Origin of the sequence: Bradyrhizobium sp. 186 (assembly GCF_023101685.1) — a bacterium.
In the GTDB taxonomy this organism is placed as follows: domain Bacteria; phylum Pseudomonadota; class Alphaproteobacteria; order Rhizobiales; family Xanthobacteraceae; genus Bradyrhizobium.
Genome location: NZ_CP082164.1, coordinates 6,255,836 through 6,268,880, shown reverse-complemented (window position 1 = coordinate 6,268,880; position 13,045 = coordinate 6,255,836). Strand labels below are relative to the sequence as shown.

15 protein-coding genes, 1 tRNA gene and 2 pseudogenes are annotated in these 13,045 nt (G+C 62.6%); 11 read left to right on the top strand and 7 right to left on the bottom strand.

Annotated features, from left to right (window positions below):
- The first annotated feature begins 123 nt into the window (after window positions 1-123).
- A complete protein-coding gene (locus IVB18_RS30165; RefSeq protein ID WP_247984009.1) occupies window positions 124-621 on the top strand; it encodes a hypothetical protein in 498 nt (165 codons plus the stop codon).
- A 52-nt stretch (window positions 622-673) separates the two neighbouring features.
- Here IVB18_RS30165 and IVB18_RS30160 read toward each other — a convergent pair whose 3' ends face one another.
- Complete coding sequence (locus IVB18_RS30160) at window positions 674-1,057, bottom strand: VOC family protein (protein WP_247984008.1); 384 nt, start codon at window positions 1,055-1,057, stop codon at window positions 674-676.
- Between the two features lie 218 nt (window positions 1,058-1,275).
- Between IVB18_RS30160 and IVB18_RS30155 the strand changes: the two genes are divergently transcribed.
- From IVB18_RS30155 to IVB18_RS30140, 4 genes are all read left to right on the top strand, one after another.
- Window positions 1,276-1,851 (top strand): hypothetical protein, encoded by a 576-nt coding sequence (locus tag IVB18_RS30155; RefSeq protein ID WP_247984007.1) that lies wholly within the window; start codon window positions 1,276-1,278, stop codon window positions 1,849-1,851.
- 160 nt (window positions 1,852-2,011) lie between these two features.
- Entirely contained in the window at window positions 2,012-2,461 is a 450-nt protein-coding gene (locus IVB18_RS30150) for a hypothetical protein (RefSeq protein ID WP_247984006.1), read from the top strand.
- Window positions 2,462-2,609: 148 nt separating this feature from the next.
- Window positions 2,610-2,686: transfer RNA gene (locus IVB18_RS30145), tRNA-Arg, on the top strand.
- A 535-nt stretch (window positions 2,687-3,221) separates the two neighbouring features.
- Complete coding sequence (locus IVB18_RS30140; protein WP_247984005.1) at window positions 3,222-3,824, top strand: ABC transporter substrate-binding protein; 603 nt, start codon at window positions 3,222-3,224, stop codon at window positions 3,822-3,824.
- A 122-nt stretch (window positions 3,825-3,946) separates the two neighbouring features.
- Here the strand turns inward: IVB18_RS30140 and IVB18_RS30135 are convergent, their stop codons facing one another.
- Window positions 3,947-4,909, bottom strand: coding sequence for an AraC family transcriptional regulator (locus IVB18_RS30135; protein WP_247984004.1), 963 nt, complete (start codon window positions 4,907-4,909; stop codon window positions 3,947-3,949).
- Window positions 4,910-5,369: 460 nt separating this feature from the next.
- Window positions 5,370-5,651 (bottom strand): hypothetical protein, encoded by a 282-nt coding sequence (locus IVB18_RS30130; RefSeq protein ID WP_247984003.1) that lies wholly within the window; start codon window positions 5,649-5,651, stop codon window positions 5,370-5,372.
- 128 nt (window positions 5,652-5,779) lie between these two features.
- On the opposite strand from IVB18_RS30130, the pseudogene IVB18_RS30125 reads away from it, so the two are divergent.
- Window positions 5,780-5,866 (top strand): annotated as a pseudogene (locus tag IVB18_RS30125) (host attachment protein); the annotation flags it as partial.
- Window positions 5,867-5,899: 33 nt separating this feature from the next.
- Here IVB18_RS30125 and IVB18_RS30120 read toward each other — a convergent pair.
- Window positions 5,900-6,166: a hypothetical protein gene (locus IVB18_RS30120; protein WP_247984002.1), complete on the bottom strand. Its 267-nt coding sequence runs from the start codon at window positions 6,164-6,166 to the stop codon at window positions 5,900-5,902.
- A 286-nt stretch (window positions 6,167-6,452) separates the two neighbouring features.
- Here IVB18_RS30120 and IVB18_RS30115 point away from each other — a divergent pair, with 286 nt between their 5' ends.
- From IVB18_RS30115 to IVB18_RS30105, 3 genes are all read left to right on the top strand, one after another.
- Window positions 6,453-6,899 carry a hypothetical protein gene (locus IVB18_RS30115; protein WP_247984001.1) on the top strand — a complete coding sequence of 149 codons (447 nt, stop codon included), beginning with the start codon at window positions 6,453-6,455 and terminating at the stop codon, window positions 6,897-6,899.
- Between the two features lie 104 nt (window positions 6,900-7,003).
- Window positions 7,004-7,876 carry a DMT family transporter gene (locus tag IVB18_RS30110; protein WP_247984000.1) on the top strand — a complete coding sequence of 291 codons (873 nt, stop codon included), beginning with the start codon at window positions 7,004-7,006 and terminating at the stop codon, window positions 7,874-7,876.
- Between the two features lie 97 nt (window positions 7,877-7,973).
- Window positions 7,974-8,717: a hypothetical protein gene (locus IVB18_RS30105; protein WP_247983999.1), complete on the top strand. Its 744-nt coding sequence runs from the start codon at window positions 7,974-7,976 to the stop codon at window positions 8,715-8,717.
- 86 nt (window positions 8,718-8,803) lie between these two features.
- On the opposite strand, the gene IVB18_RS30100 is transcribed toward IVB18_RS30105, so the two are convergent.
- Both IVB18_RS30100 and IVB18_RS30095 read right to left on the bottom strand, forming a co-directional pair.
- A complete protein-coding gene (locus IVB18_RS30100; RefSeq protein ID WP_247983998.1) occupies window positions 8,804-9,112 on the bottom strand; it encodes a histone in 309 nt (102 codons plus the stop codon).
- Between the two features lie 63 nt (window positions 9,113-9,175).
- A pseudogene (locus tag IVB18_RS30095) lies at window positions 9,176-9,371 on the bottom strand (FAD-binding domain-containing protein); the annotation flags it as partial.
- Between the two features lie 191 nt (window positions 9,372-9,562).
- Here IVB18_RS30095 and IVB18_RS30090 point away from each other — a divergent pair.
- Entirely contained in the window at window positions 9,563-11,293 is a 1,731-nt protein-coding gene (locus IVB18_RS30090; RefSeq protein WP_247983997.1) for a Cache 3/Cache 2 fusion domain-containing protein, read from the top strand.
- A gap of 98 nt (window positions 11,294-11,391) precedes the next feature.
- On the opposite strand, the gene IVB18_RS30085 is transcribed toward IVB18_RS30090, so the two are convergent.
- Window positions 11,392-12,051 carry a peroxiredoxin gene (locus IVB18_RS30085; RefSeq protein WP_247983996.1) on the bottom strand — a complete coding sequence of 220 codons (660 nt, stop codon included), beginning with the start codon at window positions 12,049-12,051 and terminating at the stop codon, window positions 11,392-11,394.
- A gap of 381 nt (window positions 12,052-12,432) precedes the next feature.
- Between IVB18_RS30085 and IVB18_RS30080 the strand changes: the two genes are divergently transcribed.
- Window positions 12,433-13,017, top strand: a complete 585-nt coding sequence (locus IVB18_RS30080; RefSeq protein ID WP_247983995.1) for a hypothetical protein — start codon at window positions 12,433-12,435, stop codon at window positions 13,015-13,017.
- The last annotated feature ends 28 nt before the right edge of the window (window positions 13,018-13,045 follow it).

The following is a 13,045-nucleotide window of genomic DNA, read 5'->3' as shown; positions in this document are numbered from 1 at the left end:
TTGTCTGTGACGCCGTTATGACGGTCTCATCATGAGGCGAGGCCGGTCGTTGCGAATCAGAGTTGGCCCGCGAAATGCATAACCATTGTTGCACTGGCCGCGGGGTGCTGGAGCAAGACGAACGTGACCAACTGGATCGATTCCGGCGGCAATGAGCCGCGTCTGTACAGTGCGCGTCCCACGAATTGCAAAAGACAACACAGGCGAATTGGCGGCGCGACACGCTGGCGAAGCGGGGCGCGGCTCGGCTGCGCCTTGGCCCTGATCACGCTCGCTGCCCCCTTCGGGCACGCGCGCGACCGCGGCCAGTTCGTCAACACCAATGCCGAATTGAAGGCCTGGTTCGACGGCCTCCGAAGCGGCAAGGGGCCATGCTGCTCCGATGCAGACGGTTCGGCGCTCTCGGACTCCGACTGGGACAGCAAGGACGGGCACTATCGTGTCCGCGTCCCGCGCCTTGGCTATGTGCTCGAAGGCCAGCGGCAGGAACTCGTCTGGGTCGACGTGCCCGAGGAGGCCGTGATCTCGGAGCCCAATCGAGTCGGCCGGACCATGGTGTGGCCGATCTACGGCTACACCGGCGTCACCATCCGCTGCTTCATGCCGGGCAGCATGACGTAGCTGCGCCGGGCGCTAGTTCGCGCGGCTGATCCCTGATGCGGTCCGTGCCGCGTCAGGTGTACTTCTTGTCGCGCTCGAGCAGCTCGATGGAGATGCCTTCGGGGCCGCGGATGAAGCAGATGCGGACGCCGGGCCGAATGGTCGTCGGCTCGCGCGTGAGCGTGACACCCTTGGCCTTGATCTCGGCGGCGACGGCGTCGATGTCCTTCACGGTGAGACCGAAATGGTCGAGGCCCTGATGCGGGTGCGCTGGCGGCGGGCTGACGGCGTTGTCACCCTCCAGCGGTGCGATGAAGATCCTGGCGCCGCCCAGATTCACGTCGATCCGTCCCGGCGCGCGCACGATCTCGCCACCGAGGATATCCCGCAGCCAGACCGCAGTGGCCTCCGGATCGGGGCTGCGCAGATGGACGTGATCCCAAGTGACGACTGGCATTTCATTTTCTCCCGACGGGGTCTTGCGATGTTGCAGCGCATGTTAGCGATCCCGATCGGTGATCGCCACCGTCCTTGCCGACTCGCATGAGCGCGGGAACCTTAGTTCGTCTCCTGGATTAAAGTAAGCAATGGCCAAGTCCGTCGTAGAACGACCGCATCGGTGTTGCACGAACTGGTGCGCAGGGAAGTGCCTCGGCCACTATCGGTAACGCGCCCATGAACGCTGGGTTTGACCGGATCGGGTTGGGACGCTTCGCTGGGATCGGCGAGCGTCTCGCGCGGGGCGCGACGATCGCAAGCGTCTCATTTGGCCGAATCCTCCTGTGGTTGCTGGCAGCCCTCATCGTTAGCTCCTGCGTCTGGATGCTGATGCCTCTCTCCAAAGGAAACACCGCTCAGGGCGAGCTGGTGGACCCGGGGTCGGCATCCGCTGAGCCGGCTCCTTCGGCGAACCCGGCGGCGGCAGCGGCGCCCTCCGAAGCTCAAGCTCCGGTAGTGGCTGAACTCGATCGTCTCAGGATTTCATCGCAGACCTGGCGCCGTGGCGGCCTCGGCTCAAAGGCCCTGGTGACGTTCACGCTGCGAAACGACAATGATTATGCCATAAGGGATGTCGAAATCGTCTGCGCCTTTGCGCGGCGCGATGGCAGCCACCTGACCGAGCGCAGCCGCGTGCTGGCCGACACCGTCAGCATGAAGAGCCGCAAGACTTTTGCGCGCGTTCCCGTCGGCTTCGTCAACGTTAATGCCGATCAGGCGAAGTGTTCGCTGGTCACGGCGCGGCGAGCGTAAAGGGCTGCGCGTTCCGGTAGCGGAAAAGTTACTGTCCTTTGCCCTTGGTCCAAAGAATTGGCGTAGCCATTTGAACCGAACCGCCGGTGCAGGAACCAATTAAAGGAACGCCGGTTAAGGCGGAGAGCCCATGCGGGGATGCGGGGGCGGAGCGCGGCCAATGCCCATCTTTCGGTATTTCGTATTCGTCGGTGGAGCGTTGCTCGCACTGCTGTTCGCCGTGAACTTCGTTCTGCCGGCGTCGCCCGTGGCGCAAGCCGTTGCGACCGCAAGCAACGAACAGCCGATGATCCGGATCCGGTCCGATCGCCATCTGCCCGAACGGGTCGTGCTCGACACCAGTCAGCCGACGATCGCCGCGCCCGTGGTGAAGACGGCCGCTGTGGTTGCGCCCCAGCAGCCGGCGCAGGCGGACGTGCTGGCCGCGATGTCGGCGAAGGCGCGAGTGCGCGAGACCTTTGCCCAGTTCACGCCGGCGGAGCCCGCTTCCGTCAAGAAGGCGCCGGTTAAGCGCAAGATCGCCAGGACGCGTCCGGCACCGCAATCCGGCCAGCCAATGATGCTGATGGCGCAGCAGCCGCATTTTGGCCTGTTCAACACAACCTGGTGAGTGCCTCTATTCGCCTCGGCGGAGGCGGGGAGGGCTTTTTATTGGCCGGTCTCTCTGCTAATTCGAACGCATCCGAACGACACGCCCGGTGCTGGTCTGTCCAGCACCGTCCGGTGGAGTTCGGTGGCGGCCCGTCATAGGGCCAAAGGCGCTCGTAGCTCAGCTGGATAGAGCATCGGATTTCGATTCCGAGGGTCGGGAGTTCGAATCTCTCCGAGCGCGCCACTTGCTCGCCAGAGCACGTCGCGGCGCGTTGGGACCCTACCTGCCGCTGTCCTCCCGTTCGCGCCGGCGCGGCCGATTCGGACATGGGACAAGCTTTGTAGCGCCGCGCGCTTGCCGGACTGAGCTGAACAGATACTATCGATTGGGTTGATCCTCGGAGCGGTGGATATGAAGCGTCGAGACTTCATGTTGACGGCCGGCGCGGCAGCGCTTTGGTCGGGTCTCGCGCGAGCGCAACAGCCTACACCAGTACCGGTGGTAGGCATTCTTGGGAGTGGGAGCTCGCAGGGGTGGGCGCCGCTTACTGCCGCGTTTCGACGTGGTCTCGGCGAGATTGGTTACGTCGAGGGCCAAAACCTTGCCATCGAATACCGCTGGGCGGAAGGTCAGTACGATCGGCTGCCCGCGATGGCTGCCGATTTGGTCCATCGGCAGCTATCCGCCATGGCCGCCTTCACGACCCCGGCGGCACTCGCCGCAAAGGGGCAACAGCGGAGATCCCGATCGTCTTCACTACGATCGGCAGATTGGTCTGGTGCCCAGTCTCAGCCGGCCGGCCGGAAATATCACCGGCGTGACCTCTTTGAATGTGCAGGTGGGACCAAAGCGCTTGGAACTGATGCACGAACTCGTGCCAACGGCGACAGCTGTTGCGCTGTTGGTAAACCCCAACAATCCCACCACGGAAGATCAGCTGAGGGAGATGCAGGCCGCGGCGGATACGCTCGGGCTGCATCTCCATGTCCTCCATGCGAGCACCGAGGGCGATTTTGATGCGGTCTTCGCTCGCGCAGGGCAATTGCGGTCCGGTGGATTGGTGATCGGCGGAGATATTCTCTTCACGGGAAACAGCGACAAACTCGCCATGATGGCGCTGCAGCATGCGCTCCCCGCCATCTTTCAGGGCGGCACTTTCGCGGCGGCCGGCGGCATAATGGACTATGGCGGCGACTTCGCCGAGGCGAACCGCCTTGCAGGCGTCTACACGGGCCGCATCTTGAAAGGCGAAAAGCCTGCCGACCTGCCGGTGCAACAGGCAACCCGAGTTCAGCTGGTTGTCAGCCTGAAGACAGCGAAGGCGCTCGGCATCACCGTGCCGTTCTCCCTGCTCGGACGCGCAGACGAAGTGATCGAATAGCTCAACGATTGTCGCGCGGCATGAATCCGGCTTTGGCCCATCGACCAATCCTGGATTTATCGAAATCGCCTGCAAAGGGTAACCGGGCCACCCGCGAAATCGGAAGACAGCCGTGCGTCGGCCTAAACGGTCGGGAGCATGAGCAGCCGGCCCCTTGCCAGCGTATCCGAGGGCGCCTCTTGGAAAGTCGCGCGATAAGCTGCGGCAAACTCGCCGAGATGATGGAAACCCTGGGCACGCGCGCAGAGCGCGACGGTCGCGCTACCGCCCTTGAGGAGCCGTGCGCGGGTGGACCACAAGCGCTTCAGGCGGATGTACTGGTGCAGGCTCATGCCGCGCACCTTCGTCACCGCGCCGCTGAGCGTCCGGATCGAGACGCCAAATTCGTCGGCGAGATTGGCCGTATAGATCGGAGCGGTCGGATAGGCTGCGACATAATCGTCGATCCGCTGCACGAGCTTGGCCGATCGCTCACCCTGAAACGGGGCGCAGCGATCCGACAACGGGTCGATGCGAAACAGGTCATCGAAGGCGAGCAGCAGGCCCTCCTGGAGATGTGCGGCGACCTCGGTGGTTTCGAACATGTGCGGCTCTACGGACGCGGTTCTCAGGATGTCGAGCAGAAGCTGTCGGGCGTGGACGAGAGCGGTGCGGTCCGCGATGCGAGTCAACAATGTGTCGGCTCGATCGAACCAGCCGCGATCCCTGAGAGCGGGTGAGAAGAAGATCAACGCGTGATGATTGGTCTGAGGCTCGACGAAATGGCACTCATCACTACCGCGCAATGCTGCGAAAAAGCGCGAGTCGAGATCGATCCCGCTCGAACTGGCCCGTAGATCGTCGCTCATCGGCAGGATCACCATGCCGCCCGGCGCGCGATATACGGTGTCGAGGATGCGTGCGAACGACCTCATCACGATGATGCGGCACGCCGGCAGACAGACGATCGCTCGCGCCGCCGCGAAGTTGGTGACGTCAAGCGGAATGCTCCGGGCATCTTCCATCGATTCGGCCGGCCGAAACGCGTCGACATCGGCAAACCTGATCAGTTGAAGCGCGGAGGATGGCGCAAGAGAATCGAACATTCGTCTGGCCGGCTGCTGAAATGTGACAATGAAATGAAGGTCGGTACATCGCCATCAATGGCGAAACATGCCGATTCAGTAAACCGGATTCCGGGCCGTAGTATTGCGGACATCATGCCACAAGGCCCGTCAGATCGATGTTACCGTCAACGTTCTCGGCTTATCGGTTGCCCTGATGTGAGATCGATGAAATGGATCCGCGTGCAAGCGGGGCAAGCGAATGACTGGAAGCTCAGCCCTTCCTGTCTCTGCTGCTTCTCCAAGTGTGTCTGCACATTCATGCCCGTCTGAGGGCATCGAAAAACGATGAGATCCGCCATCGACGCAGGATGATCGGACGGCATTCGTTGTCGTTGATCTAGATCAGTTTTGGAGTCGGTCTAAAACACATCGCAGAGGGCGGGGAGCCGCGATGCACCATCTCGCAAATGCGAAAGGGGCCCGAGGGCCCCTTCAGATCTCACCAGCGGCGATAGCGCGGCCCATAATAGCGAGGCCCATAATATCTCGGGCCGGCATATCGCGGCGGCCCATAATATCCCGGACCACCGTAACCATAACCATACGCGTAGTTCGGCCGCCACCAGCAGCGCCCCCATTCATTGCAGACCATGCGGACCTGCTCGACGTCGGACACCTGCGGCGTCGCAGGTGCAGGCGCGATGGGCATGGCGGATGCCGCCGACGATGCCGCGATGGCACCGAACAGGGACGCGGCGACGAGGCCAATCTTGAACTTCATGACGATGTCTTCCTCCGCTTACCAACGCACGATATCGAACATGTTCCGATCAAATTGTGGCGGACCCGAAATGTAATGCTGATGAACAAATCTTCAGCCAGTCCGCCGCAGGCCTGATCCGGCTTTGGCTCAAGGGCGAGGTCGGCCAGGACCTCGTCAAGCCGCCGGTCTACGAGATCGAGAAGCAATTGCTGCTGTCGGGAGCCGCCAGTTAGGGCTCCCGCCGGCAGAGGACGCGCCAGCGTGCCTCAGTTGCAGGGGTGCCGGCGGCCGTCCTGGCCGATATAGGCGGCAGCGCTCTGGTAGCAGCGGTTGGTCGACGGGCCGTCGTAATAGGCGAAGGTGCCGGCAGTGATGCCGGGGCCGTAATTGTGCAGGTAGCTGATCGGGTAGGGCAGCGGATTGGCGTGGTAGTAGTGGCGGTACCGGTGATGCGTCCGCGCCTCCGAGAGGCTGGGGGCAAGGGTTGCGGCCGTTAGGGCAGCAACTGCAGCAACAAGCTTCAACTTGCTCATCTCGATTCTCCGGACCCGCGCTTAGAGGTCAGCCCGTTATAGCCATTTTGAGCGAGCTGGGCACCCAAGCGGGCCGGAAATCCGGGCCAATTCCGCTGATTCCCGGCCGGGTGTGACCGAAATGCCGGGGCGTCCCCGTAGCCTGCCCATTTTTGGCCTTTTCGGGATGCTTAACGAATTCCCCACACAAGTGTGACCAAAGAGAATTCGGTTTAAGATTCCTGCCGGCCCCTTGGGGGTCCTTCGAGGCCGGTCCATTCCTGCAAGGTTTCGCCGTCACGCTGCCATGCGCATCACGCTCCTCAGCCTGCTGTTGCTCTCCGTCGCTGCCGCGACACCCGCGCGGGCGGATCTGCACATCACCCGCGACCATGGCGGCTATGTCGAGGAGTACAAAGCCAAGTACAAGCGCGTCCGCGAGAAGCGCGAGCGCGTCATCATCGACGGCATCTGCAACTCGGCCTGCACCCTGGTGCTCGGCATGGTGCCGATGAACAAGATTTGCGTGACGCCACGTGCCAGCCTCGGCTTCCATCAGGCCTACTACGATAAGGCCTTCACCTTCGGCATCAAGGTCACCAGCTCGGAAGGGACGTCCGATCTGATGTCCTACTATCCCGACACGGTGAAGGACTGGATCCGCCGCAATGGTGGGCTCACGACCGACATGAAGAAGATCAAGAACGGGATCGAGCTCTGGAAGATCATCGACCCCTGTCCGGAAGAATGGTGACCGGCTGAGCTGAACCGCCGCGACGGCTGTCCGTCGCAGCGCAGCATCGCTCAGGCCGAAATTCGCGTTGCCGCATAGCCCCCGGTCGGGCAATGAGGGCGGCAATGAACCATAATCAAGAATCCCCGGCCGCACGCGCGGCGCCGATCCTGTTCGTGGTGCTCTGGAGCACCGGATTCATCGGCACCAAATACGTCATCAACAATGCCGATCCCTTGACCTACCTCGCCATCCGCATGGCGATCGTGGTCGGTCTGATGGCGATGATCGCGGCGATCGCGCGGCCGAAATGGCCGGACCGCATCGGAATAGCGCACAGCGCGGTCGCCGGCATCCTTGTCCATGGCTTCTATCTCGGTGGCACCGCGATCGCGATCGCGCATTCAATTCCGGCCGGGCTCTCCGCGCTCATTCCGGGCCTGCAGCCGATCCTGACCTCGACCATCGCCAACCGCTGGCTCGGCGAGCGGGTGACGCCGGTGCAATGGGCCGGGCTCGTGCTCGGCCTCGGCGGCGTGGTGCTGATCCTGCACAACCGTCCCATGACGGGCGAAGCCGGGCTCGGCTGGCTTGCCTCGGTGGTCTCTCTGATCAGCATCACGCTCGGCACGCTCTATCAGCGGCGCTACTGCAACCACATCGACTGGCGTGCCGGCAATCTCGTGCAATATGTCGCGGTCACGATCTTCTTCGCGGCCGGTGCCTTCCTGTTCGAAGACCGTGTGGTGCACTGGACGCGGGAGTTCGTGCTCGCGCTGGCCTGGCTCGCCGTCGCGCTCTCGATCGGATCGATCGGGCTGCTGTACTGGCTGATCCGCCATGCCGCGGCGACCTCCGTCGCGAGCCTGTTCTACCTCGTGCCCGCAGTGACGGCGCTGATGGCCTATGTGCTGTTCGGGGAGAAGCTCGACGCGCTGGCGATCGCAGGCATGGCGATGTGCGCGGCCGCGGTGTTTGTGGTCAACCGGCGCGTCTAGGCTGAAGGGCCGGGCCGCCGGAATACATCCCTGACGTGCAGCGCCCGATCGTGTAGGCTGAACGCATTTCAGTTTCCCTTTCGGCACGGTGATTTCGATGAAGAAGGCGAGACGCGCACTGCTCGGCAGATCCATGAAGCCGGTTCGGATTGCCTGCATCAATTACGCGAAGCAGACGATCAGCGGTCGGACGATGAGCAGGCTCACCGCGGCGCTCCAGAAGTGCTACGACAAGCATTTCCTGCCGGTGTGGGGCTATCCGGTTGATCTCTACGTCACGCGGAAGCCGAAGCCGAGCGACTGGCAGCTGGTTTATTTCGACGAGGCTTCCCACAAGAACATGCTCGGCCGCCACGAACTGACGTATCGGGGCCAGCCGGTCTCAAAGATCTTCGTCAAGGCGCTGGGCGACGAACCCCTCAGCGTGGCGGCCTCGCACGAGCTGTTCGAGATGGTGCTGGACCCCATGGCCAATCTCTGGGCCGACAAGAACCGGAACACCCAATATGCTTATGAGGTCTGCGACGCCGTGGAGGAGGACTCCTTCGTCGTCAACGGCTTCCCGATGTCGAATTTTGTCTATCCATCCTGGTTCGAGCCGTTTAGGCATCCCCGCGGCACCAAATTCGATCACAAGGGAACGCTAAAGGAGCCGTTCTCGATGACCGAGGGCGGCTATGTCATCAAGAAGGTCAACGGGAGGAGGGTGATCAAGGCGTTCGGCTCACCCGAAAAGCGGCGGAGCTTCGCCAAGGAGGACCGGCGCGGCCATCGCAGCGAATTCCGCGATCCGCAAGGCGCTCATCATCCGGGCCGGCGCGCATCCAAGCGGCGAGGATAGGCGGAGCAGCTGGGTAAGCCTCCGGGCGCGCCCGCACCCGGAGGCTTGCTCTCTAAGCTGCTCTTTAAGCTGTTCTTGGGCTGCGATCAGCGCTTGGCCTTCTTTTTCTTCTTGGCGACTTTCTTGGAGGATTTTTTAGCAGCCTTCTTGGGCGCCTTCTTCGCGGTCTTCTTGGCTGCCTTCTTCGACGACTTCATTGCAGCCTTCTTCGTTGCCTTCTTGGCTTTCTTCTTGGAAGCTTTCTTCGGCGCTACTTTCTTCGTGACCTTTTTCGCGACCTTCTTGGCGGCTTTCCTGACCTTCTTGACGGCGCTGACCGCGGCGTCCTTGGTCGCTTCCACGGCGGTGGTGATCGTCGCCATCGCCTGTTCGGTTACGGGTTTATCGTCGTCCATATCGTCCCCCACTGTTTGAATGCAGCGACGATAGCGGGATTCGAAATTGTGTCAAAGCAACGCTCAACCTTTGCGGATCTTTGCGTAGGCGGCTAACGCGCGCTCGCGCCCCTTGGCGTGGTCGATGATCGGCCGTGCCGACTTCAATGCCGGCGCTCGCCAGCTCGATCGGCGTCGCCCGCCAGGGTTGGTGTATCAGCTTCGCCGGCAGGTCCTTCAATTCCGGCGCCCAGCGGCGGACGTAGGCTCCATCAGGGTCCGCAACAAGGAAGGCAGCGGCCTGCGCGTGTTCACGTCGCCGGCTGCGGGCCTAGCATAATCGAAAATGTGCCTCGTTTACACTTTGGAAACGATGTCGTGGACGGCACGTAATGGCCGGATCGCGGCATCCTTAACGCTCCTGTAAGCGAATTCTTCGAAAATGCGAGGCCTTTTGGGGGAGTTTCATTTGTGTCCAACGTCTTGACTGGGAAGTTCCTGCCGCAATTCAAGCTTGGCACCAAGGCCGTCCTGTGCGCCGTGCTGCTGATCGCCATGAACACGGCGCTGGTGGTCGGCGCCGGCTATTGGTCGCTCTCCTCTGCCTTCAACGAGCGGGCACTGCGCGACATCGAGATCAGCCTGCGCACGCTCGCCCTGGCTTTTGCCGAGATCGTTCCTGATGCCAAGATCACGATGAGGGACGGCGCAGTGGTGCGCGCCGAGATCCCCAAGATGCCGGATTTCAAAGATCATGCCATCGTTGATCGCGCGGTCTCCTATGTCGGGGGCAATGCGACGCTATTCGTGTTCGACGATGCGAGCGGGCAGTTCGTCCGCCGCTCGACCAACGTGAAGAAGGAGAATGGCGACCGCGCCGTCGGGACCCAGCTTGCCGCCGACCATCCGGCACAGGCCCAGCTGCGTCGCGGCGAGACCTACAAGGGCCCGGCCACCCTGTTCGGCAAATCCTTCATGACCGCCTATTTCCCGGTTGCGAATGCAACCGGCAAGGTCGCTGGCATCCTCTATGTCGGCATCCCGATGGCGCAGTTCGAGAGCATGCTGGCTCAGGCCATCGAGATCATGGCGGCCGCGGCCGGAATCGCCGCGCTGCTGGTCCTGGTCCTCACCATGCTTGTCGTCCGCCGCATCACCCGGCCGCTCACTTCCGTCACGCGCTCGCTGACCGCACTCGCCGACGGCCAGAGCGACGTCGAGAATGACTGCGAGGACCGTGCCGACGAGATCGGCGAGATCGCCCGCACGGTCGCGGTGTTCAAGAGCAATTCGCTGGAGCGGGCGCGGCTGCGCAGCGAGCAGGCCGCGGCTTCGGCTGCAGCAGTCGAGCAGCGCAAATCCGAGCTGCGCAATTTCGTCGAAGAGTTCCGCGGCAGCGTCGGCGGCATCCTCGACAAGGTCCTGAACTCCTCCGGCGAATTCGAGCGCGTAGCGCGGCAATTGACCGATACGGCGCGCTCCACGGCCGATCTGTCGGCGCAGTCGGCCGGAGCTTCCGAAAATGCCTCCGAGCACGTACGTTCGGCGGCGACAGCCTCGGACGAACTGAGCCAATCGATCTCCGAGATCACCCGCAGGGTGCAGGAATCGAACGATATCTCCGCCGAGGCGGTGCGCCAGGCTGAGGCCACCGACCAGCGCATCGCGCAGCTCTCGGAGGCCGGCTCGCGCATCGGCGACGTCGTCAAGCTGATCACCTCAATTGCCGAGCAGACCAATCTTCTGGCGCTGAATGCCACCATCGAGGCTGCGCGCGCGGGCGATGCCGGCCGCGGCTTCGCGGTCGTCGCCCAGGAGGTCAAGACGCTCGCCGGCCAGACCGCCAAGGCGACCGACGAGATATCGAACCAGATCACCAGCATGCAGCTTGCGACCGAGGAGTCGGTCGCCGCGATCAAGGCGATCGGTCAGACCATCGAGCGCATCAGCGGCATCGCCAGTTCGATCTCGGCCGCGGTCGAGCAGCAGCGGAGTGCCACCCACAACATCGCGGCCAGCGTCCGCGCGGCGGCGTCCGGCACCGCTGACGTCGCGGTCAATGTCCGTCATGCCGCCAAGGGCGCAAGCGAGACCGGCGAAACGTCGAGCCGGATGTTTGCCTCCGCCCAGGCGCTGTCAGGTGAGAGCGTGCATCTGAAGGCCGAGGTCGATGGCTTCCTCGACCGCGTGCGCGCGGCTTGATGTGACTGCCCGCCACCGGCGGGCAGGAAATCCCGGGTCGATTGCTAAAGACCGTCCCGGGATGTTTGGGCGCGGTTGCCTGGCGCAACCGCCCAGCGTCACTTCGGCTGCGGCACGATGCGAATGTAGGGCTTCGGCTCCTTCCAGCCCTGCGGATAGATCGTTTTGGCCTCGTCGTTGGAGACCGAGCCGGCGATGATGACGTCCTCGCCCTGCGACCAGTCGGCCGGCGTCGCGACGCGATGCTTGGCGGTGAGCTGGAGCGAGTCGATGACGCGCAGGATCTCCTGGAAGTTCCGGCCCGTGGTCATTGGATAGACCAGCACCAGCTTGATCTTCTTGTCCGGCCCGATGATGAAGACGTTGCGGACGGTCTGGTTGTCGGCCGGCGTGCGGGTGAGGGGATCGCCCGAGGTCGAGGCCGGCAGCATCTCGTAGAGCTTGGAGACGTTGAAGTCGGTGTCGCCGATCATCGGATAGTTCGGAGCGGTACCTTGGGTCTCCTTGATGTCCTCCGACCATTTGGAATGGCGGTCGACCGGATCGACCGAGAGGCCCATCAGCTTGACGCCTCGCTTGTCGAATTCAGGCTTCAGCTTGGCCAGCGCGCCGAGCTCCGTCGTACAAACCGGCGTGAAGTCCTTCGGGTGCGAGAATAGCAGCGCCCAGCTATTGCCGATCCAGTCGTGGAACTTGATCTTCCCTTCGGTGGTCTCGGCTTCGAAGTCGGGGGCGGTGGTGCCGATCGGGAGTGTCATGGTTCTACCTCATCGCATTGAATTTACTTAGGAATTCATCTTTGGCCGTCGCGGGTAGTATAGGGTGTCATCGCGCTCAAGTGAACTGCTTCAAGTAAAATGTGAATTCCTTCTGTGAAGGGCCGATTTCTTAGCACCTTTCTGTTACAGGGGCGCGTGCGGCGAAACATCTCCATCGGAGCCACACTGTCTCGATTGCCCCGATAAAGCCTTTTATGACCCGCATCACGCTCGCCCGACGTTTGATGGAACCGAAATGGTCCTGATAGCGACCAATTGGCAACCATCAAGAAAAGTCGCGATCCCCATATCGAATCATTAACCACCCCTTTACGCCCGCATGAAAATGCTGGTCGATCAGAAGAAATCTGGAAGTGAACTATGTCTGCCGCTGCGCCCAAGTCCGCTGAGAAGCCTGTTGAGTTGCCGTCCCTCGAACCGTCCTGCCGCGATACCTCGGCTCATGCACTGACCATCGTGCGCGACGGCGTGATTACGGGCGAAGGCCCGACCACCAAGGGCCGGGTGCACTTTTCCCGCTCCCTCGATGCCGATGACACCGCCTGGTGCGCGCGCATCCTGACGGCCACAGCCGTCAACGACCAGCCGGTCAGCCGCGCCGAAGCCGAGACACTGTTCGAGATCAACGAGGCCGCGACCGAGCGTACCGACGGCGGCCGGTTCGACGACCTGCTCGCCAAGGCCGTGGCCCACTACGCTGCGAGCGCCTCGGGCCTGAAGGTGCCGCTGCGCAGCATCGCGCTGTCGGCAGAGTCCGACATCGACAGCTGGGCGCCGTCCTATGCCTCCAAGGTCAACAGCGAGATGCTGGAGTGGATCGCCGGCCAGATGCGCGGCAAGCGCCAGAACAACCGTCGCCTGATGGCGATGGTGGCGACCTTCCTGGGCGCCACCGCGCTGCCTCTGGCGGGCCAATTGCCGAACGTGTTCGACATCGGCATGTAAGGTTTTGGGCATGTAAAAGTTCTGCGTC